This is a genomic window from Pseudomonas sp. PDM30 (genome assembly GCF_019218985.1).
Lineage (GTDB): Bacteria > Pseudomonadota > Gammaproteobacteria > Pseudomonadales > Pseudomonadaceae > Aquipseudomonas > Aquipseudomonas jessenii.
The window spans coordinates 142,270-163,203 of record NZ_JAHUWM010000013.1; the positions used below are offsets into that span (position 1 = coordinate 142,270).

General features: G+C 59.8%; 12 protein-coding genes. 8 read left to right on the forward strand and 4 right to left on the reverse strand.

Features of this window, described 5'->3' with window-relative positions:
* Window positions 1-91: 91 nt before the first annotated feature.
* Window positions 92-6,574, reverse strand: a complete 6,483-nt coding sequence (locus KW840_RS25705; RefSeq protein WP_256353634.1) for an NEL-type E3 ubiquitin ligase domain-containing protein — start codon at window positions 6,572-6,574, stop codon at window positions 92-94.
* Between the two features lie 271 nt (window positions 6,575-6,845).
* Between KW840_RS25705 and KW840_RS25710 the strand changes: the two genes are divergently transcribed.
* The gene (locus KW840_RS25710; protein ID WP_057714552.1) at window positions 6,846-7,064 is read left to right on the forward strand and encodes a DUF2970 domain-containing protein; all 219 of its coding nucleotides are present in this window, start codon (window positions 6,846-6,848) and stop codon (window positions 7,062-7,064) included.
* 6 nt (window positions 7,065-7,070) lie between these two features.
* On the opposite strand, the gene KW840_RS25715 is transcribed toward KW840_RS25710, so the two are convergent.
* The gene (locus KW840_RS25715; RefSeq protein ID WP_218498200.1) at window positions 7,071-8,156 is read right to left on the reverse strand and encodes an ABC transporter substrate-binding protein; all 1,086 of its coding nucleotides are present in this window, start codon (window positions 8,154-8,156) and stop codon (window positions 7,071-7,073) included.
* A gap of 523 nt (window positions 8,157-8,679) precedes the next feature.
* On the opposite strand from KW840_RS25715, the gene KW840_RS25720 reads away from it, so the two are divergent.
* Window positions 8,680-10,338 carry a nitrite/sulfite reductase gene (locus tag KW840_RS25720; RefSeq protein ID WP_218498201.1) on the forward strand — a complete coding sequence of 553 codons (1,659 nt, stop codon included), beginning with the start codon at window positions 8,680-8,682 and terminating at the stop codon, window positions 10,336-10,338.
* A complete protein-coding gene (locus tag KW840_RS25725; RefSeq protein ID WP_057714377.1) occupies window positions 10,322-10,816 on the forward strand; it encodes a DUF934 domain-containing protein in 495 nt (164 codons plus the stop codon). The genes KW840_RS25720 and KW840_RS25725 overlap by 17 nt, the downstream gene beginning before the upstream one ends.
* Before the next feature lie 51 nt (window positions 10,817-10,867).
* Here the strand turns inward: KW840_RS25725 and KW840_RS25730 are convergent, their stop codons facing one another.
* Together KW840_RS25730 and sohB are read right to left on the reverse strand one after the other, a co-directional pair.
* Entirely contained in the window at window positions 10,868-14,755 is a 3,888-nt protein-coding gene (locus KW840_RS25730) for a dermonecrotic toxin domain-containing protein (protein WP_218498202.1), read from the reverse strand.
* A gap of 185 nt (window positions 14,756-14,940) precedes the next feature.
* Complete coding sequence (sohB, locus tag KW840_RS25735) at window positions 14,941-15,963, reverse strand: protease SohB (RefSeq protein WP_090455662.1); 1,023 nt, start codon at window positions 15,961-15,963, stop codon at window positions 14,941-14,943.
* A gap of 201 nt (window positions 15,964-16,164) precedes the next feature.
* Here sohB and KW840_RS25740 point away from each other — a divergent pair, with 201 nt between their 5' ends.
* From KW840_RS25740 to KW840_RS25760, 5 genes are all read left to right on the forward strand, one after another.
* On the forward strand, window positions 16,165-16,875 hold the full coding sequence (locus KW840_RS25740; RefSeq protein ID WP_218498203.1) for a histidine phosphatase family protein: 711 nt from the start codon (window positions 16,165-16,167) through the stop codon (window positions 16,873-16,875).
* Window positions 16,876-16,939: 64 nt separating this feature from the next.
* On the forward strand, window positions 16,940-17,254 hold the full coding sequence (locus tag KW840_RS25745) for an SCP2 sterol-binding domain-containing protein (RefSeq protein ID WP_007946492.1): 315 nt from the start codon (window positions 16,940-16,942) through the stop codon (window positions 17,252-17,254).
* 253 nt (window positions 17,255-17,507) lie between these two features.
* A complete protein-coding gene (locus KW840_RS25750; RefSeq protein WP_057714369.1) occupies window positions 17,508-18,371 on the forward strand; it encodes a LysR family transcriptional regulator in 864 nt (287 codons plus the stop codon).
* 106 nt (window positions 18,372-18,477) lie between these two features.
* Window positions 18,478-19,623 (forward strand): SRPBCC family protein, encoded by a 1,146-nt coding sequence (locus tag KW840_RS25755; protein WP_218498204.1) that lies wholly within the window; start codon window positions 18,478-18,480, stop codon window positions 19,621-19,623.
* Window positions 19,620-20,699, forward strand: coding sequence for an SMP-30/gluconolactonase/LRE family protein (locus tag KW840_RS25760; protein ID WP_218498205.1), 1,080 nt, complete (start codon window positions 19,620-19,622; stop codon window positions 20,697-20,699). The genes KW840_RS25755 and KW840_RS25760 overlap by 4 nt, the downstream gene beginning before the upstream one ends.
* The last annotated feature ends 235 nt before the right edge of the window (window positions 20,700-20,934 follow it).

The following is a 20,934-nucleotide window of genomic DNA, read 5'->3' on the forward strand; positions in this document are numbered from 1 at the left end:
GAGCGAGCTTGCTCGCGATAGCGGCGTATCAGTCAACATTGATGTTGAACATCAAGCCCCCATCGCGAGCAAGCTCACTCCCACAGGTGATTTACCTGCTTGAGGCAGCCGTCAGCTCCGCGACCTCCTGTCGGGACAATTCGATCATCTTCGCGTTGCGCGCCGCCCTCTGCTCGAAAAGCTGAGTCAGTAATGCCGCATCGTCAGCGCTTTCAACTTCCTCCTGAACATCCATCTCATCCAGCGCCTTGAACACGTCAGGATGTTTTTCCTTGAGATAACTTTCCCAATAGTCGCGCTGGATCAAGTCTTCAAAGAAACCATCGGACTGCTCTGCGTTGACGATCTCGATGCGCGCGTCCGCCAGTTGTTGAGCGGTCACTCCCGAGGCATAGGTCATGTGTTTCGGTTGCCCTGGCAGCTCCAGGCCGTCCGCCCATCCTTGTGTCAGCCCGATTCGATAGCCTAAGCGTATTTCGGCCTCATCCTGCCCGGTTTGCGCGGCGATTTTCCTCGCGAGGTCGTCGACCTTGTCCAGTCGAAACAGCTGCCGGGATAAATTCAGCAGTGCATGCCCCTTCACACTCGGGCGCCCGACGGGAATATCAAGCAAGGCATTGTGGGTGAAGACTCTGCTTTCCAGCCCACTGAACGTCAGGATTCGACCGTCGACACACGTGCCGTGGGTGCTGGAACTGGCAAACAGGATCTCCCGTAGTTCGGTATTGCTGGCGGCGGCTTCAATGACCGTCCAGACCCGCCGCGTCAGATCGGCGTTAGCCACCCTGAACTCCTGCGTATCCTGCAGTCGCGAAAGCAGGTGAAAGAACGCCGCATTGTGCGGTTCCGCCGCGAGTTGATTCCACATCCCGGTTTTACTGGCCACTTCCTCGGGAGGAAGATGGGTTAACCACGGTGTTTTTTGTTCGGTATCCGGCTCAGTCTCAGGCAGTTCCTCATCCGTATCGATGCCTTCACTGCTATCGTCGCCATCGCCGTTGGCGTCATCGATCAACTCGTCAAGATCGGCCCGCGAGATCCCCAGCACCCTGTCGTGGAAACCCGCTTCACGATAATCCCTGAGTCGTTCAAGGCTCTCAAGCGACAGGTTGAAGTTGTCGCTCAAATCCGTACCGGCCGTCAAAACGTCATGGTCGCCACTCAGGGCCTGCTCGGGGATCGACGTGATGTCGTTGCCACTTAGATTGAGCGTGCCCAGGTGCTGGCTGTCGAACACCCCGTCCGGCCATTCGGTCAAATTATTGTTGCGCAGATCCAGCGTCTCCAATTGCTCGAAAACGCCGATATCAAAGGTATCCAGTTCGTTGTAGCTCAAGTCCAGCCAGCGCAGACGCTCCAGATTACTCAATGCGGCATACAGCAGCTCGGCATCGTCCATCCGGTTCGAGGACAACTCCAGACGCTCGAGCCTGTCCATGTCACAGACCGGCTCTGGAACGCCATCCAGCCCATTGCCATTGAGGTCCAGGGTTTTCAGGCGGGTAAAGGCCTTGAGGAACCCGTCGGAACCTTGCCGGGTAAGTTTTACGCTCGTCAGTTTCAACGTGCCGACATGCTCGAACGATGCCGGCACCTCAGGCAGGTCACCCAGTTGCAGACCGTTCAGATCCAGCACCGCATCAGCCACCGCGCCCGTGCTGCTCAGACCTTTTTGCCAGCATTCGACGATCCGCAAGGCAGCCTGCCTGCGAATGCTGGAAGATGTCATCCAGCCGTTTCCGCGAGATCCCCGGGTAAACAGCCAGCCATTCAATTGGCGCGTGAGCGTTTCATAGGTTTTCTCCCATTCGGCAATTTTCACGCTCGCAGCTTCGCTGCCCTGCATCTGTTCGATCATTTGCAAGGCGTCATCATCGTCGAGTGTCGGTTTCAGCCGTTGCAGGCGCTTTGTCAAAACCGCAACCCCTTCTCCCGCCGGGACTTCCGACAGCGGCAACAATTGACGTGCGATCGAACTGGCGCTTTCGAACGGCGGGAAATCCTGTGGCACCTGCTCCAGGTCGAACCGTTCCAGCGCGCCGGCCGGAAGACCTTTGGCCATTTCCATTCGATGCCGGGCTGCGTTGCGCATGGCGACGGCTTGAGGGGTTAAAGGTGTGCCCGTGAGGTTGGCCTTGAGCAGCGTCTCATCCGCAAGCGGCTCCGGCAGCGCGTTGACCTTGCTATCCCGCAAGTCCAGCCAATACAGCTCTGGCAGCTCCTGTGCCCCGGTCGGCCATTCTTGCAGCGCCGTGCCACTTAGATTCAAGGACTTGAGGCGGGTCATTGCACTGACATCCAAGGTATTCAACGGGTTGTTGCTCAAGTCCAGGTATTGCAGTGCCTGCAATCCATCAAAAGCCTGCTGAACCCCGGCGTCGCCAACAATCCGGTTATTGGAAAGATCCAGATCAGTCAGTTTTTCAAGATCACCGGGCGCAAAGGGCACTTCGGTCAAACCGCTGCCACTCACGTCGAGTTTTTCAAGCCCGGGAAAACCGCGGACGAACTTGCGAGTCTGCTCGACGGGGGCTCTATTACCCTTCAGATACAAGGTTCGTACTTCAGGGAAGGCACCGTCCGGCAATTCTGGAAACTCGCTCAACGCCAGGCTCGGCAGATCCAGTACCGAGGCATCGGCCGTCGAGCCGTAGCGTTTGAATGCGCCATTGCGCCAGCAGATTCTCAGGGCATCTGCCGTCCATGTACGTCCGATGATTTCGTTGGCCGCTGCAGGCATTCGCAGCGCGCGTTGGGACCAGTCCTCAAGATGCCGGTTGAGCTGATGATGCTGCTCACTCAATGCTTCGACGGCGTCGAATCTCGCCCCTGCGTCTTGCCACTGTTCGACAAATTGATTGAATAATCCCGCGGACGGGTCATTGATGCCTTCAGCAAGACGTTTCAACTCGCCCTTGCAGTAATCCCTGACCATTTCTTCCAGATCAACAAGGTGCCGGGGCTGACGCCGGAGATACTCATAGGCCTGCTTGAAGTTTGGGCGCGGCATGTACGACCAATCCAGCGACAACCCGGACCAGAGTTTTTCATGCCCTTCGAAAATGCCTTCGGGGAATGTACTGATGGCTGTACCGGTGAGGTTCAGACGTTCAAGACGGGGCAGTTCCAGAACCCCGGTTGGCCACTGATCCATTGACGGCGCGATCACGTCGAGCAGACGCAGATTGCGCAGCCGGCTTACGTCCAACGGCACGGGAACGCCCCAGGTTGAATACACGCTGAGCTCTTCGAGCGCCGTCAACGCACCCAGTCTCGACGGCATGTCTGCGGCGAAGGGCGCGGCTGAATACAGGCTCAGCCCCCTGAGGTCCGGCATGCTGCTCAGCACTTGGGGCACGGTGCCGAAATCGTTGCCCGTGGCATTGATCCGCAGTCTTTTGAGCTTGGGAAAATTCGCCAACAACGCATCGACATTGGCGTCGGTGATGCTTCGACCCCGGACATACAGATCACCCACATGGGAGAAGTCCGCCGACAGCGCAGGGATCGGGTCGTCACAGACCAACTCAAGCAATCTGTAGCGCGGATGCTCCCCGGCCAGCGGCGAATTACGCCAGGATTGCTTGAGACTCTGCGCGACCGAGGCCTTGCCTCCGAGCATCGACTCCAGGACAGAACCCGCTATCGGCTCGCCGACCCATTGATCGAGCGTCGCCTCGAGGGTCTCCCACTCGCGCATACGCTCCTGCAGGAGGCTATAAATATGTGCATCGGTTTTACCCGTGCGCAGCTGCGCCAGGATAAACCCATTGGCCTGCTGATCCGTCAGCGCCGGATACACGTCCTGTACCCGCGACACCAGAGAAGGATTCAAACCTTGCCCGCGCCCGCTGGCGTAGTAGCCCACCCGACGCTCCGTTACGCGTACGGGCGGCTTGAACGCCTTGCCGTTACCGCTGCGCTGTTCCAGCATTTGCGACAATTGCGCCCGATGCTCGAAGGCCGAGTCGATGACAGCCTGCTTCAGATCGACGCTTTGGCCCACGTGTGGAACGCCCAATGCGCGACGGGATTCATCGGGCAATGCGTGCATGATCGAGGCGTAAAAGTTATCGCCGGTGGCGGGCACGCCATTGAGCGTCTCGCCACGCTCATCAAATGCCTGATAGGACGGGCCGTTTTTAACCACGTACTTACGGATTGTCGCGGCCTCGCTACCAATGCCGTCGATGAGCGGACCCTCGATGTGGCCGTCGCGAATCTCCAGCCGCACCTCGCCGGACCACCCTGGCATTTTTTCCAGGGCATGCAGTGCGAGCCACCGGCTGTCAGCGGACAGCGCGGATTCCATGCGCAGGCCAGTGAAAGCCCGGGCCTGACGCCCCTGTTGTGCATACCAACGGGCCTCCTCCAGCATTTTCAGGGGAATTCGACTCGTTGTTTTCAGGCGGGTGAGCTCTTCGGCATTGGCATCGAGCAGAACCCTGCGAGCGGCGGCATTACTCAGCCCCGGGCTGGCGCGTTGCAATTTTTCGAGCAGTGGTCCGCCAATGCCGGGGTCGGCTTCGAACAGCCGCAAGGCGTGCGCCAGCTCCGGCGGCGGCGCAAGATGATCCATGTGCATCTTGCGCAAGGCATTGTCCTCGACACCACAGGCCTCGGCGATGTCGAGCAGTTGCTCATCGGAAAAAGCCTCGGTGATATGGCCGATGCGCCGCAGCAGGGTCAGCCGATCCCAGGTCCGGGGACGCTCCAGCGCATGGCGCCAGGCGCCATGTCCGTTGTGTTCGAGTATCGGCTGCCAGGCGCTGGTATCCGTCGGATGCCGGATGCGCCATTTCTTCAGCGAAGGGTCAAAGGTTGTTTCGTAGACCCTGCCACCCTGCCGAATGAAGGTTTTGCCATGTATCCGGTGCAGCCCCGACGCATCAGGGACTGAATGGCGAGGCAGGATGAGGTTGCGTTCGTATCCGCTCAGGTCAGGTTTCCATAAGCGGGTTTTGCCGTCGGCGCGCTGGATGGGCTGCAGGCGTTCAACCAGCGGTTCGGGTTTCACCGCCGTCAGCTTGGCCAAGCCTTTGCCCGCACCGGCCATCACCGCGGCCAGCGCCAGATTCTCGGCCACATCGACCAGGTGCGCCTTGGCCGCCGTTCGATCCCCTTCACTCCACTCGATCGCCCCCTCAAACGACTCGTACAGCAACTGCCCCGCCATGACCGTCAGCATGATCTCCCCCAGCACCGGCACGAACATCGACACCATGTTCAATCCGAGCATGCCGATTTCCAGCAGGTGGTTGAGCTTTTGCGCCCGTACTCGCGCATCGACGTCCGCCGTGGGCACCGCATGGCTGCGTGCGTCGGCGATGACTTTCTTGCGGTTTTGCTCGTAGAGATAAGTCCACAGATCGCTGTTGGCGGACCAGATGCCCGCCACGCCCTCGCGAATCATCCCGAATGGATTGAGATAAGGATCTTCGACCGGCTCACGCTTACCCGCAGGCTCTGGCGGCAGCTCTTTGATGCGGGCGACGGACGACAACGGGGGCACGTACTGGAGGACCTTCAACCAGAATGAATGCAAAGGATCAGTCGGAGAGTCGGCAGCCTTGCGGGTGAACTGGCTGAAGTAATAAGGGCGGTCGGCGTAGGCGACGAACTGGCTGAAAAAGCGCTGGTGGGCGGTCGGCCCACTGCCACTGGCGGGCAATGCGTCCTGGGCGGTGAACTGACGCTTGAATTCTTCACGCAGCTGCTCAGAGGTATAGCGTTTGAGCGGGTGCTCGGGATCGTGGGGAATGTAGACGATGTAGTCGTTGGTATAACGATATTGTTCACTGATGCTGAACACGACGCAGCCCGTCATCCTGCGCTTCATCAGGTTCAGGTCACGAAACCAGACTGGCCTGCTGCCTACACGGGGATGGACCTCGCCATTAACCACCGAAAGGATCATTGCGTAATCGTCGGGTTCGATGTCTTTTTTCAGCAGCGCCAATTCAGCGGCTGCTCTCATTGCCGCTTTCTGACTGGCAATGAATTGCTCGGACACTGTCGATTTCTTCTGCGCAGCCGTTGCCTGGAAAAACGCCTCGACACGGGTTTGATACTGCGCGCCGATATCCAGCTTGCGGCAGAGTGAGAGGAATTGCGTGACCGACATGTTGAGGGCAGTGACCTCGAACGTACCAGGCGTGGAAGTCTCGACTACAAAGCCCGAGCCGCGATGAAAGGCGCCCGCCTCGCATTCGGACGCTTCGAAGTTATGCAGTGCCGCCTGCAATAACGAAAGCTTCATCACCTCGAATGTGCTGATCTCGATTTCAAGATCGCTGACTTCCAGCGCTCGCCTCAGGCACACCAGGGTTTTGTTGACATCGGCCTCGACCCCGAACTGATCCTTCAGCGCCTTTTGCAGTATCGGCTCGGCAAAGCTTTCGGCATCTGGCAGCGACGACATGGTTTTGTCGAGCAGGGTCTGGCAAACCAGGCTGTCGTTGAAACGGTCTTTCAGTGCCTGCTGTTGCTCGCGGGAGGCTCGCGTGTACCAGTTCGGCGCGAGCGAGCCGCTGGCTTTTATGGCCGCCCGCCGCTGCGGCGTGGCATCGACCAACCAATCAGGCGTCAGCTGTTCAAGTAGTTCGCGGTGAATGCTGGTTTGGCCCGCAACCAGAGGTTGACGGGGCACAGAGGGGGGATGGGTAGACATTGTGTCGCTCCTGAAAAATGGAACGACAGAACATCATTTCAGTGAACCGTATCTGCGGTAGATAGTTATCGCATCGGCCCAGACTGATTTCAAAATGCGTCGATTCGCAGGCCGGCCGCACCACTGGCCGGCGGATTGTCTATGCTCTGAGGACTTACTGACAGGCGAGGGATTTATGGACGATCCAGTCGACAACAAGCCGCCAACCTTCTGGCAGATGTTGCACAGCGTCATGGCGGCAGCGTTCGGAGTGCAGAGCAACAAGAACCGGGCGCGGGATTTTACCCACGGCAAGCCCAGTCATTTCGTGATCCTGGGAATTTTGTTCACCACGGTGTTTGCCCTGACACTGTTTGGCATCGTCAAACTGGTGTTGCTGCTGGCAGGGATCTGAAACGGCTCAGTGCATCAGGATTTGCAGGCTGAACGGATAGCGGTAGGACGCTGGTCGCCCCTTCGCCGACAGCTGGTGGAAATCCACCCCGAAATTCTGTGCGCTGCCCAACGCCAGCAGTTGTTTGGCTTGCGCCCGGTTAATCAGTTGCAACAGCGGAAGTTGTCGGTCCCGACCGCCGTACTGGCTGATGTCGACCCCTTCGTCATAGTCATGCAGCTCAACCAGTGCCCAGCCACCCAAGGTGAAATGCCCGCCCAGCAACACGCTCAGGCGGTTGTCGAGCAGCGCTTGCAATGCTGCGGGTGAATTGTTGATGGCGCCGAACAATGCATCCTTGCCCGGAACACCGCCCGATTCGACATACGCCTGCATGACGCCAAACGCCATTTCGTCGTTGGCCGCCCACACCAGTGAAGTCTGCGGATAACGCGTGAACAACAGTTTGGCTTGCTCGTACGCGCGCTGACGTGTCCAGCCGCCGTACACCAACTGACGCAAACGCACTTGCGGGTGTTCGGCCAGCGCCCGACGCATGCCCTTCTCACGCAACTGCGCCGACGGCGTGACCTTCAAACCGGAAAAAGCCAGCAGGTCAATCATCTGGCCCGGGGCCACCGGGGGATGCAACCGAATCAACTCCTTGAGCATCAGGTAGCCGCCCTCCTCATCGTTGGGCACCAAGCTGCCGATCCAGTCGGGATACTTGTCGGGTCGGGCGCCGAGCAGTTTTACCTGATCCACAGTCAAGGCATTGTTGACCAGAAACAACTTCACCCCGCTGCCTTGTGCCAGGCGCAGCACTTCGGGGGCAACGGATTGTTCGTTGACGAACACAAGGTAGTCGGGACGATTGTGTCCCTGGAGGGCTTCGCGCGCCTGCTTGATGATGTTTTCAGGCACCCGGTCGGAGTACTGGATCCGCAGGTCCATGCCCAGATCCCTGGCGGCGGCCTGCATGAACTGCGAGTAACTGACCCAAAAAGCTTCCTTGGTGGTTCCCGGGTTAAGGAACAGCACTGACGCCGCTTGAGCGCACGGTCCCGCGACCATGCCCAGCGCCAGTAATACACCACTTAGAAACTTCAACATGTGTCGTCCGAGCCCCCGGAAATTCGCCGCGCATTATAGCCAGCGAACGTCCGTAAAACGGCGACTTTTCCGGTTTTTGTCAGACAATCGTCGGAACCGGGCCCGGACGGGGTCGCTTACTGATGACTGACCCAGAATACCGCGGTCCCCACGACCAGAATGATCAGGAACAAAATGGCCCATGCATCAACGGTGCTATCGCTTTTCCGTGCTTTGGTTGGGTTGCTCATTGCATCGCCTCTTGTCGGTTTTATCGGTGATTGCATAAAGACTCGAGCAGAGTAAAGACGACGATTGCCCGCATCACAAACAGGGTCTTTGTAACAGCGCCCCTCATTAGTCGATTTGGTTCTTTACATATGCTCAAACATCACTTTTACGCATAACTGCAAACTGGTATCGTGCCCCGGCTCCGTAGGGAGTGCGCGGCCGTGCGCGCAGAATTGCCGAGGTATTATCGGACGCCAGCAAGCCAAAAAACGCCGCTGTTTCCGACCGGCCCAAGCCTGAGAACAGGACTTATATGTACGTATACGACGAATACGATCAGCGGATCATCGAGGACCGCGTCAAGCAGTTCCGTGATCAGACCCGACGCTATCTGGCAGGCGAGCTGAGCGAAGAAGAATTCCGCCCCCTGCGCCTGCAAAATGGCCTTTATATCCAGCGTTTCGCGCCTATGCTGCGAGTCGCCGTGCCTTACGGCCAATTGACTTCGCGCCAGATGCGAATGATGGCCAGGATTGCCCGCGACTACGACAAGGGCTATGCCCACATCAGTACCCGGCAGAACGTGCAGTTCAACTGGCCGGCCGTGGAAGACATTCCGGACATTCTCGCTGAACTGGCCACCGTGCAGATGCACGCGATCCAGACCAGCGGCAACTGCCTGCGCAACGTCACCACCGACCAGTTTGCCGGTGTCGCCGCCGACGAACTGATCGACCCGCGCCCATGGTGCGAGATCGTCCGCCAATGGACCACGTTCCACCCGGAATTCGCCTACCTGCCGCGCAAATTCAAGATTGCCGTCAACGGTTCGACTTCCGACCGTGCCGCCATCGAAGTCCACGACATCGGCCTTGAGCCGGTGCACAACGCAGCCGGCGAACTGGGCTTTCGCGTACTTGTCGGCGGTGGCCTGGGTCGTACGCCGGTGGTGGGCGCGTTCATCAATGAATTCCTGCCGTGGCAAGACCTGTTGAGCTACCTCGACGCCATCCTGCGGGTCTACAACCGCTATGGCCGTCGCGACAACAAGTACAAGGCGCGGATCAAGATCCTGGTCAAAGCGCTGACACCTGAAGTCTTTGCGCAGAAAGTCGATGCGGAAATGGAGCACCTGCGCGGTGGCCAGACCACGCTGACCGAAGCCGAAGTGCAGCGCGTCGCCACACATTTCGTCGATCCGGACTACAAGGCGCTGGGCAACCAGACCGCCGCCCTGGCCGAGCTCGACCAGCAGCACCCGGGCTTCGCCCGCTGGCGCGTGCGCAACACCCTGGCCCACAAGAAGCCAGGCTACGTGGCCGTGACCTTGTCCCTGAAGCCAACCGGCGTTGCACCGGGCGACATCACCGACAAACAGCTCGACGCCGTGGCCGACCTGGCCGACCGCTACAGCTTCGGTCAACTGCGCACCTCCCACGAGCAGAACATCATCCTGGCCGACGTCGAGCAGGACAAGCTGTTCGCCCTGTGGGGCGAGTTGCGCGAGCAAGGTTTCGCCACGCCGAACATCGGTCTGCTGACCGACATCATCTGCTGCCCGGGCGGTGATTTCTGCTCCCTGGCCAACGCCAAGTCGATCCCGATCGCCGAATCGATCCAGCGCCGCTTCGACGACCTGGACTACCTGTTCGACATCGGCGAACTGGACCTGAACATCTCCGGTTGCATGAACGCCTGTGGTCACCACCACGTCGGCCACATCGGCATCCTGGGGGTGGACAAGAAAGGCGAAGAGTTCTATCAGGTTTCCCTCGGCGGCAGCGCCAGCCGTGACGCCAGCCTGGGCAAGATCCTCGGCCCGTCCTTTGCCCAGGAAGCCATGCCTGACGTGATCGAAAAGCTGATCGACGTGTACATCGAACAACGTACCGAAGACGAACGCTTCATCGACACCTATCAGCGTATTGGTATCGACCTCTTCAAGGAGCGTGTCTATGCAGCGAATCATTAAGAACAACGAGGTCGTCGACGAAACCTGGCACCTGCTGCCCAAGGACTTCAACATCGACGAGATCAGCAACTGCGACGACCTCATCGTGCCGTTGCAGCTGTGGCGCGAACACAGCCGCATGCTCCTGGCCCGCGATGGCGGCCTGGGCATCTGGCTGGACGCCGATGAAGAAGCCGAGGAAATCGGTGAAGACGTGGCGCAATTCCAGGTCATCGCCCTGAACTTCCCCGCATTCACCGATGGCCGCAACTACTCCAATGCCCGCCTGCTGCGTGACCGTTACGGTTTCAAGGGCGAATTGCGGGCCATTGGTGACGTGCTGCGTGACCAGTTGTTCTACATGCATCGCTGTGGTTTCGACGCGTTCGCCATTCGCGCCGACAAAGACCCGCACGAAGCCCTTGAAGGCCTCAAGGACTTCTCGGTGACCTACCAGGCCGCTGCCGACGAACCGCTGCCGCTGTTCCGTCGTCGCTGACCGTCACCCCTTGAACCCCGACCCGGGGTTCAAGGGGTTTTACCCTTCGCGCTAAAACACCGGATTATCCACCAGCGGAATCGGACGCCCCATGGCGACCCAGTCGCAGTACAGCCGGACTCGATCTTCCAGCACCACGAACAGCCTGAACGGATTGTCCGCATCGGCCGTCCGCGTTTCGACACAGTGCAGCAACCAGCCCCACAACTCTTCTGACGCATCCGCTTCGTGGAGCAAGCGCCACACACGCGCCTGCAGCGACCAATAACCGACCCGGAAATCCGCCGTCAGGCTCAATCCATCCACGACCCGGAGCAACGCACTGCCCGATGGCTTGACGGCCAATCGTTGCCAGATCTGTTGCCGCGCCTCGCGCACGCTTTCATCACCCTCCTCCAGCCAGGGCGTCGCACTGCCGTAATCGGCACCCGGCTCACTCAACCACAAATTGATACCGGTGCGCTCACGATGACTCACCAGGCGCAACAACGTGTCTTCATCCGTCAGCGGATTGCCCCACAGTTTCACCCGGTCCCGGGACACCGCCTGAATCAGTATCGAGTAGGGAACCCGACCGATCCGGTTGCCTCGCAAGTCGAGCGAGGTGAAGTACGGCTGATCGGCGATGCCTATCGGACAATGGCTGATTCCGGTGTTTCTCAGGTTCAACACACGCAGTTCATTCATCCCCAATACCACGGGCGGTACAGTCAACGGGTTGTCACTCAGATCCAGCGTTTGCAAGCTCACCAGCTCACGAAACTGCGAAGCCGTGCGCTCCTGAAGCTGCAAAAAGGTGGAACTCAGGTTGAGCGTAGTGAGGTGGGGCATTTGCCGAATCGGTGGAGGCAACACACCTTCCAGCACGCCGTCTGCGTTGAGCCGCCGCAGGTCGACACGTTCCAGGTTCAGGGAACGCAGGTTCGGAAAACTTTCGAGAAAGACGCTCAGGCTCTCGCGCTCGACCAGGTGCAAGCCCCGCATCGATAGCTCGACGACCTCATTGAAGCGCACGTTCATCGTTGGCAACCTATGGTAGTCCTCGAAGCCCAGATCCAGCCTGTAACCAGAGAACGTCTCGCCGGACATGACTCTATTGATCTGGGGCGGGCATTTTTGCCAGATGCCCATCAGTTCGTCGCCCAATTCAATTCGCGTTTCACGCTCATAGCCAATCACGGTTTGCAGCAGTTCGACATTGTGTGCCGCCACCTGCTCAGGGCTCATGCCTGCGGCGTCATCATCGTCCACCGCAAGAAAATCCACGTCCATGTCATCGACATCCAGCACGGCCTGGTCGATCCACTGGCGCAGATCGGCATGCAACTGCTGCATCTCGAGAATCAGGCGATCCACCAGCGCTTGAGCGCCGTTACCCGCCATCAGGAGCAGCTCATCCGCCTGGGCATCGGTGAAATCCGGATACAGATTCTTGACCTGCAGTCGCATGATTTCATGGGTCAGCGCAGCGGCCTGTGGCGTATTCGGAAAGCCGCCACCGCGCAACCCCGTGGCTTCGAAGGACAACCGCGAATCCATTCGATTCAAGCCGAGTATCAGCTCGGAGCGGGGCAAGGCATGTGTGCCAATACGCAGGCGCAACTGGCTGGCCGCGTCTGGGGAGCGCAGCGACATCGCCGCGCGCTCCTCCCCTGACAATAGATCGACCAGTGCGGTAAACAGATCCGAACCCTCGCCGTCGGTAGCCGCCATCGTGGAATACCGATAACGATCACCGACCTTGATCAAGCGCCGGCAATCCGCCGAATCGGGCGGGCCGCAACGGTCCAGGACCCGGCCACTGATTGACCCGTCGTGCACTTCGATGCGTAAGTCTTTCGGCCAACCGGGCAGGCGTGGCAGGGAATGCAACGCCAGGACATCGGTTTCCGGATGGACGATCGAACGCAAGTACAGACCTTCATAAGCCCGGTTGAGTCGTGCATGTTGTTGATACTCCCGCGACTTGCTGTCCAGGCGCTTGAACAGTAGCAGCGCCTCGTCAGCATCGACGGGCCGATTGATGTCAACTCCCGAACGGTCGAGGATCTGCTCCACGGCACTTTTCGGCAAACCTTGGTATTCACGCTGAAACAGGCGAACCCACTCCTGGTCCGAGTGCTGGAGCGCCTGATATCGGGCATTGAACAATCCGGCCCGCGCTTGCGGGTCGGCGACGATTTCGAGTTCCTGATCGAGCTTGAAGCGTGTGATGGTGTCGGCAAGCAACGGCGTCGGCGGACGGCCAGTCTGCATCAGGCGCAGCATATCGTCGTCGACCGTACTGACCCGGGCGATCTGCGCCAATACCTCATCACTGAAGGCAGCAAGGGGTGTGCAAACGCCACGCATCAGCTCCACACGTGTCGACACCGGCGCCGAAGCCGATCCGGGTGCGGGCTCGGCCGGCGTTTCGGGATGCGGCTCGCTCCCGGGTTCCCGGGGTTCGTGCAACGTTCCGGCGATTTTTTCTTCGCCCTTGAGCGCCGCCACCGCCCCGACCAGCGGGAGTGCATTGAGCAAGCCGAACACCGTGCGCGTCACGCCCTCGGAGCGCTGCTCCGGTGTTTTACCGTTGACGGCCTGATCGAGGCCATAACCGGCGTCGATCAGGCCGGCCAGTACCAGGACGCCTTCGCCTCCCGGAATGAACAGTGCCAATGGCCCCAGCCGGTTGATCCACTGCACGAGCGGTTCCACCACCGCGCTCAGGTTGTCGCGATTGACCTGGGCATCGTCGCGGATGGTTTTGACGCTGGCCATGGAGGCCTGCTTCATGGTCAGCACCAATTGCGCGAACGGGTCGGTGTCAGTCGGCGCACGCTCAAGGTCGATATAGTCCTGCGGGTCCCAGAAACCGTCGTTGTTGAACAACCCTGCGTTCTTTTTCAGCCAGTGTTCCTTCGGGTAAACCGCCATGCCCTCCAACGCCGTCGACACCCCCGCATGGAAGGTACCGTCTTCACGATCGTCCTCGGCAAAATGCGCGACCAGCGCTTGCCGTGTGGCGGCAACCCTGCCTTGGTCCACGATCCATTGGCGCAGGTGCCGGAAGTCGGCGAATTCATGCAAGGGTGAGGAGTTGCCGGGAATGTTCAGCAAGACCCGGCCGCTATGACGGTGGCGGTAACACCAGATATCGTCCGATGTATAGCGATAGATCTTCAGCCGACCGACCTCGATCGGCGCACTGACGCGGGTGGGCGCCTGCACCTGGCCGATGGTCAGTGCATTCCAGGTCTGCTGCGCTGGCAACCCGGCGGCCTGCATGGCCAAGACCAGGCCTTCCTGACTCAAACTGCCCTCCTGATGTTGCAGGCAGGCGCTCATGATAAAGGCGGCCTTGACTGAGGTTCTCAGGTCGTAAGGCGCCGCCTGGACGATACGCTTATCGGAGGGCCACGCGCGATCAAGGTAAGCCTGATAGCGGGTTTGCAAATCCAGCTCCCACACCCACTGTTTGAACGCCGCAGGGCTCAGGGCAATTTGCGTTGCCGGCCCATACACCTGGGGCGTGGTCTGGCGATAAATGCCTTCGTAGGTGTGGTGATTGCCATTGCCGTGATCGGCGAATTCATCGACATGCTCCACGATGCGAACGGACGGACCGACATCGGGCGGTGTGTACAAGCCAAATGCGCTTTCGGCAAAACGCCCGTCACCGACGGTCTGGTAGTTCGCCAGCAACGCCTGCACCAGGGTTTGCGTGTTTGCCACCTGGCCTTGCTCGATACCGTCCTGCGGCGGATGCCCGCGATAGCGGTAATCCAGGGTGACCAACAGGGCCTTTTGCGGGTCGATGTCTGGCCCCCATTTTGCCTTGATCAACTGGGCACCGAACTGCTCGGGAGACTGCGGCAAAGCCGCGCCCACCACAGACGTCAGTGTTTCGCGCAGCGGCGCAAGATCGGGATGAAGCGGTGTCTGATGGTCATTCATATGCGTTCCATGGCAATTATTCCGGAACACCAACATAACCAGCCGCCGCATTACCGAAAGCAGGAACGGTCGCCTGCTGCCTACAGAGATTTCGCCGGGCCGTGGAGGACATCAGGCAAGTATTCGCAGGCAAAAAAACCGGGGCTAATGCCCCGGCTGGATGTTTTGCAATATCTCCTGCCCCGTTACCAGAAGCGTTGCTGGGTCAAACGGCTCCACCAGCTCAGCAGCACACGATCGACCGAGCCGCTGGCGGCCATGCCAATGCGCTCTTGCAGGCTTTTACGCTCGGCATAGTGCAGGTGATAAAGCTCGGACTGCCTGGCGCGTTCGGCGAGGTACTCGTCGCTGGTCTTGAGTTCATCGACCAGGTGTTTTTCCAGCGCCGCCACGCCAAGCCAGATTTCTCCGGTGGCCACTTCATCGATCGCCAGTTGCGGGCGATAGCGCGACACGAAGTTCTTGAACAGTTGATGGGTGATGTCCAGGTCTTGCTGGAACTTCTCCCGGCCCTTCTCGGTGTTTTCGCCAAACACGGTCAGTGTGCGTTTGTACTCACCGGCGGTCAGCACTTCGAAGTCGATGTCGTGCTTTTTCAGCAAACGGTTGATGTTGGGTAACTGCGCCACCACGCCAATCGAGCCGAGGATCGCGAAGGGTGCGCTGATGATCTTCTGGCCGATGCACGCCATCATGTAGCCACCGCTGGCCGCGACCTTGTCGATGCACACGGTCAAGGGCACGCCGGCCTCACGGATACGCGCCAGTTGCGAGGAGGCCAGGCCGTAGCTGTGAACCATGCCACCGCCGCTTTCCAGGCGCAAAACCACTTCGTCCTTCGGTGTGGCCAGGGTCAGCAAGGCAGTGATTTCGTGGCGCAGGCTTTCGGTGGCCGAAGCCTTGATATCGCCATTGAAATCGAGCACGAACACCCGGGGCTTGGCCTCGGGTTTTTTCTTCTGTTTCTTGTCGGTTTTAGCCTGGGTCTTGCGCAAGGCCTTGAGCTGATCCTTGTCGAGCAACGTCTGCTCCAGGCGTTCGCGCAGCCCTTTGTAGAAATCATTGAGTTTGCTGACCTGCAACTGGCCCGACGACTTGCGCCGCCCCTTGCTGCGCAAGGCCGCAAAACTGGCCAGGACCACCAGAATGGCGATCACCAGGGTCACGGTCTTGGCCAGAAAAATGGCGTACTCGGAAAAAAACTCCACAGGGACTCCTCAAACGATGCGCGGCTTGAACGCGCGCGGGATACCTCCAGCATACCCATGCGTCGACCTTGCTACCAGCCGTGAAAGCTCTGGTAACAGGCCTGTAACGGGCATTTCAAACAAGCGTATGTTTTTTCATTGACAGCACACCGCCATCCTCATAACCTCGCCAAACCTTCAACGTACCGGGAAGACGCGGACGTGGGCAGCATCTATTTGATTCGACATGGCCAGGCCTCCTTCGGTGCAGACGACTACGACGTGCTGTCGCCGACCGGTATTCGTCAGGCGGAAATCCTGGGTCGGCACCTGGCCGAACTCGGGATCAGCTTCGACCGCTGCCTGGCGGGGGATCTGCGCCGCCAGCAGCACACGGCCAACAGCGCGCTGGAACAATTCGCCGCGGCAGGCCTGCCGGTGCCGGTGCTGGAAACCGACTCCGCCTTCAATGAGTTCGACGCCGATGCAGTGATCCGCGCGCTGTTGCCGGCCATGCTGCCGGACGAACCCGAGGCCCTGGACATCCTGCGCAACGCCGCGCAAAACCGTGGTGAGTTCCAGCGTGTCTTCGCCCTGATCATCGAGCGCTGGTTGGCCGGCACCTACGACACACCGGGCCTGGAGAGCTGGCTGGGGTTTGTCGAACGGGTGAGGGCCGGTCTGCATCGCATTCTCGACCAGGCCGACAACACCCAGAAAATCGCCGTGTTCACGTCCGGCGGCACCATCACCGCCCTGCTCCACCTGATTACGCAAATGCCTGCCCGGCAGGCCTTTGAATTGAACTGGCAAATCGTCAACACCTCGCTCAACCAGCTTAAGTTTCGTGGTCGCGAGGTGTCCCTGGCTTCCTTCAACAGTCATGCGCACCTGCAACTGTTGAAGGCCCCGGAACTCATCACGTTTCGCTGAGTCCGGACTATTGTGACCCTGGCTGTAATCACCCAGCTCTTATTACCCAAGAAAGGATCGAACCATGACCTCCGTAGCTGATGCCGTACAAGCAATGAAAGCCAAGTTCAACCCAGCCGCTGCCGCCGGTCTGGACCTGGTCTTCGGTTTCCGCATCGACGACACCAAGAACTTCTCGCTGATCGTCAAGGACAGCACCTGCGAGCTGCAGGAAGGCGAGAACCCGGACGCCCAGGTGACCCTGGTGATGGACGGCGAAACCCTGCAAGGCATCGTCGACGGTTCGACTGACGGCATGCAAGCGTTCATGGGCGGCAAACTGCGCGCTGAAGGCGACATGATGCTGGCGATGAAACTGTCCGAGCTGTTCCCGTCGTAAGCACCTGGTTCCCGAACTTCGGGAGCGTGCCTGCTGCAAACGAATCCCGCCCTTAGTGGCGGGATTCGTCGTTTTTGCTGGTCCTGTGGCGAGGGGGCTCGCCCCCGTTCGACTGCGAAGAAGTTGCACAACCAGAGATTTCGACTTGTCGGAAGGACGTCAAGGGCCGCTTCGCGCCCAACGGGGGCAAGCCCCCTCGCCACAGGTCAGGTGGTGCTCTTACAATGCGGGCACTTACACCACCGGCCACCCCATGGACATCGACCTCGCCCGCACCTTCCTCGAAATCGTCCGCCATGGCAGCCTGGCCGCGGCTGCCGAGAAGCTCCATGTCACCCAGACCGCGATCACCGCACGGGTACAAAAACTCGAGAGCCAACTGGGCAGCACCCTGTTCGTGCGCAATCGTGCCGGCGCCCGCCTGACGCCCAATGGCGAAGCGTTCGTGGTGTACGCCAATCAGCTGGTGCAAACCTGGGAAGCCGCGCGGCGTGATTTGCCGTTGCCCGAAGGTTATCGCGATGTGCTGCACATCGGTGGCGAGGTGAGTCTGTGCAACCCGTTGATGCTCGGCTGGGCCGGCGAAATTCGCAAGAATATCCCCAGCCATGCCCTGCGCATGGAAATCCGCGACGGCGAAAACCTGCTGCGCCAGCTGGAGTTGGGTGTTCTGGATGCCGCGCTGGTGTATCAGCCCGAATATTGGCCGCGTCTGCAGGTCGAGCAGATTCTCGAAGAAAAACTGATTCTCGTGCGCCTGGCCGACAAGCCCGATCCTTATGTGTACATCGATTGGGGCGCTGATTTTCGACGCCAGCACGACGCCGCGCTGCCGGAGAAGGCCAAGGCTGCGCTGAGTTTCAATCTGGGCCCGCTGGGCTTGCAGTATCTTCTCGAAAACGGCGGCAGCGGCTACTTCCGCACCCGCGTCGTGCAGAGTTATCTGCAAAGCGGCGCCCTGGAACGGGTGCCCAAGGCGCCGGAATTCAACTACCCGACCTATCTGGTCTACTCGCGCGATCGTGACTCGCCGACGCTGCAACGCGCCTTCGACCTGCTGCGCAAAGTCATCGACTCAGACGAAGACTGGTCGCAGCGATGGGATCCGCTGACCTGAGACCGGTTTGCACCGGATCATGGCCGTTGTGTCCTTAAGGTTCGGTCCGTCAAATCACCGGGATCGGCTAATCTGAAAGAGATAGCAAAAACGACAGGTGATTGCAGTGAGGCAGACCACCGAAGGATTCCGCGGCCGTTACCGCGCCGACATTCATCCGCTCTACAACCCCTGGCTGCATGGCGCGTTTGTCCTGGTGTTCGGGGCACTGGCGATCAGCGTCTTCTGGAGCAACGTACATCAGGTGCGGCCAGCGGAATGGCTGGCGGTGCCCGTCACGCTGCTGTTGTTCAACCTCGGTGTGTACATGGTGCATCGCCACCTGGGGCATCATAAAAAGAGCTTCGCCCGGCTGTTTTACGCCCGTCACGCAGGCGACCACCACAGCTTTTTCACCCCCGGCCACATGACCTACGACAGCGCCCGCGACTGGCGGGTGATTCTGTTTCCGGCGTGGCTGATCGTGCTGCACACCCTCGCCGTCGCCCTGCCCCTCTGGTGGCTGCTCAAGCACATCAATACCAACGTCGCCGGATTGGTCGGCGGCCTTCTTGTCCTCGGCTACCTGACTTATGAAGTGTTTCATGCCTGCGAGCATCTGCCGTCGCGCAACCCGCTCACACGGCTGCCGTGGATCCGCCAGATGCGCCGGCTGCACGAACTGCACCACCGCCGTGAACTGATGCAGGCGCGTAATTTCAACATCGTTTTCCCGCTGATGGACTACCTGTTCGGCACCCTCTATTGGGAGCCGGAACCTGAGCCGCTCAACCCGACGAGAACCCCCATGACCCGCATGCAGCATCAGGTTGTCATTGCCGGAAACCCGATCCAGGTACTTGCCTACGCCAGCACCGTGACCCTTTGGCCGCAATGGCATCCGTCGTCGCTGCGCATCGACGGGCCAAAAGGCCCGCTGCATGCCGGCGCACGTTTCGAGGAAGACATCCGTGCCGGCGGGCGCGACGGGCACTTGCGCTGGGAGGTGGCGGAGTACCTGCCCGGGCGGCGCTGGAGCGCCGAGGCCCGGGGTGACCACGGCCTGTCGCTGGTGGTGACCTATGAATGCGATGCCACAGGCGAAGACACACGTTTCGTCCGCACCCTGGAATATCAGTTCAGCGGCCTGGCAATGCGCATTGCCAACCGCTTGTTGCTCAAGCGGCGCATCGACCGGGAATCGGCGGCGTCGATGCTGGCATTGCGCGACATGGCACAGAAGTATCTGGCCGCGACAGGAGTCGGCGTGTGAGCAGAACCTTCAAATGTCTGTTGCTGGTCATCGTCGTCATCGGCGCCTTCCTGCTGCTGATGCCCACCAAGGTGCGGCCGGTGGCCTGGACACCACAAGCCGCGCCGTCCCTCACCAGCGGAATCTACGCCGACAATCAGCGGCTCAAAGAGGTGGAGCGCGTCGGCGCCGCCAATATCGACGGGCCGGAAGCCTTGTTGCTGGAAAACGACACGCTCATCACCGGCCTGCACGACGGGCGCCTGATCCGTACGAGCCTGGACGGCAAGACCACCAGTATCCTGACCGATACCGGTGGCCGGCCACTGGGCCTGGCCCGGCATCCCAATGGCCTGCTGGTGATCGCCGATGCCGTCAAAGGCTTGTTGTCCCTCGACGCCCAGGGACGCCTGGTGGCCTTGACCACAGAGGCCGACGGCGTTCCCTTCGGTTTTACCGACGACGTGGCCATCGACAAACCCGGTCACTACGCTTATTTCAGCGATGCTTCGAGCCGCTTCGGCTATGGCCACGACGGTGAGGCCGTGATCGAACACGGCGGCGACGGTCGACTGCTGCGCTACGACTTCCAGACCGGCAAAACCTCGGTTGTGCTGGATAAGCTGGAGTTTGCCAACGGCGTGACCCTGGGACCGGACGATGCCTATGTACTGGTCAATGAAACCGGCGCTTACCGCATCACTCGTTATTGGCTCAGCGGTCCGAAGGCCGGCACCCACGACCTGTTTATCGACAACCTGCCAGGGCTGCCGGACAACCTGTCGTTCAATGGCCACGACCGGTTCTGGGTGGCGCTGTATGCCCCCCGAAACCCCTTGCTCGACGCCACGGCGGCGCATCCGTTCGTGCGCAAGATGATCGTGCGGGCCATGACCGTCTTGCCCAAGCCCGTGGAAAAACACGGATTTGCCCTGGGCCTGGACCTTGATGGCAAAGTGATCGCCAACCTGCAGGACGGCAGCAGCGACAATTACTCCCCCATCACCACCGTGCGCGAGTATGGGGACTGGTTGTATTTCGGTTCGCTGAAAGCCCGGAACATGGTGCGATTGCCGCTAAGCAAGGCATTGCAATGAACAGTCCCCTTCCTGAATTCACCGAAGCCCCCCTGTAGGAGCGAGCTTGCTCGCGATGGACTCAAAAGCACTGCGTTTAGTCAGTAAACACGCGGCATCGTTAACGACCATCGCGAGCAAGCTGAACTGGCCTAATAATTCCGGACACCTCTTAAGGGCGATATGATTTCGCCAACTTGGAGGTTCCATGAACGAAAGAAAGGTCTATACACGCGAGTTCAAGCTGCATGCTGCC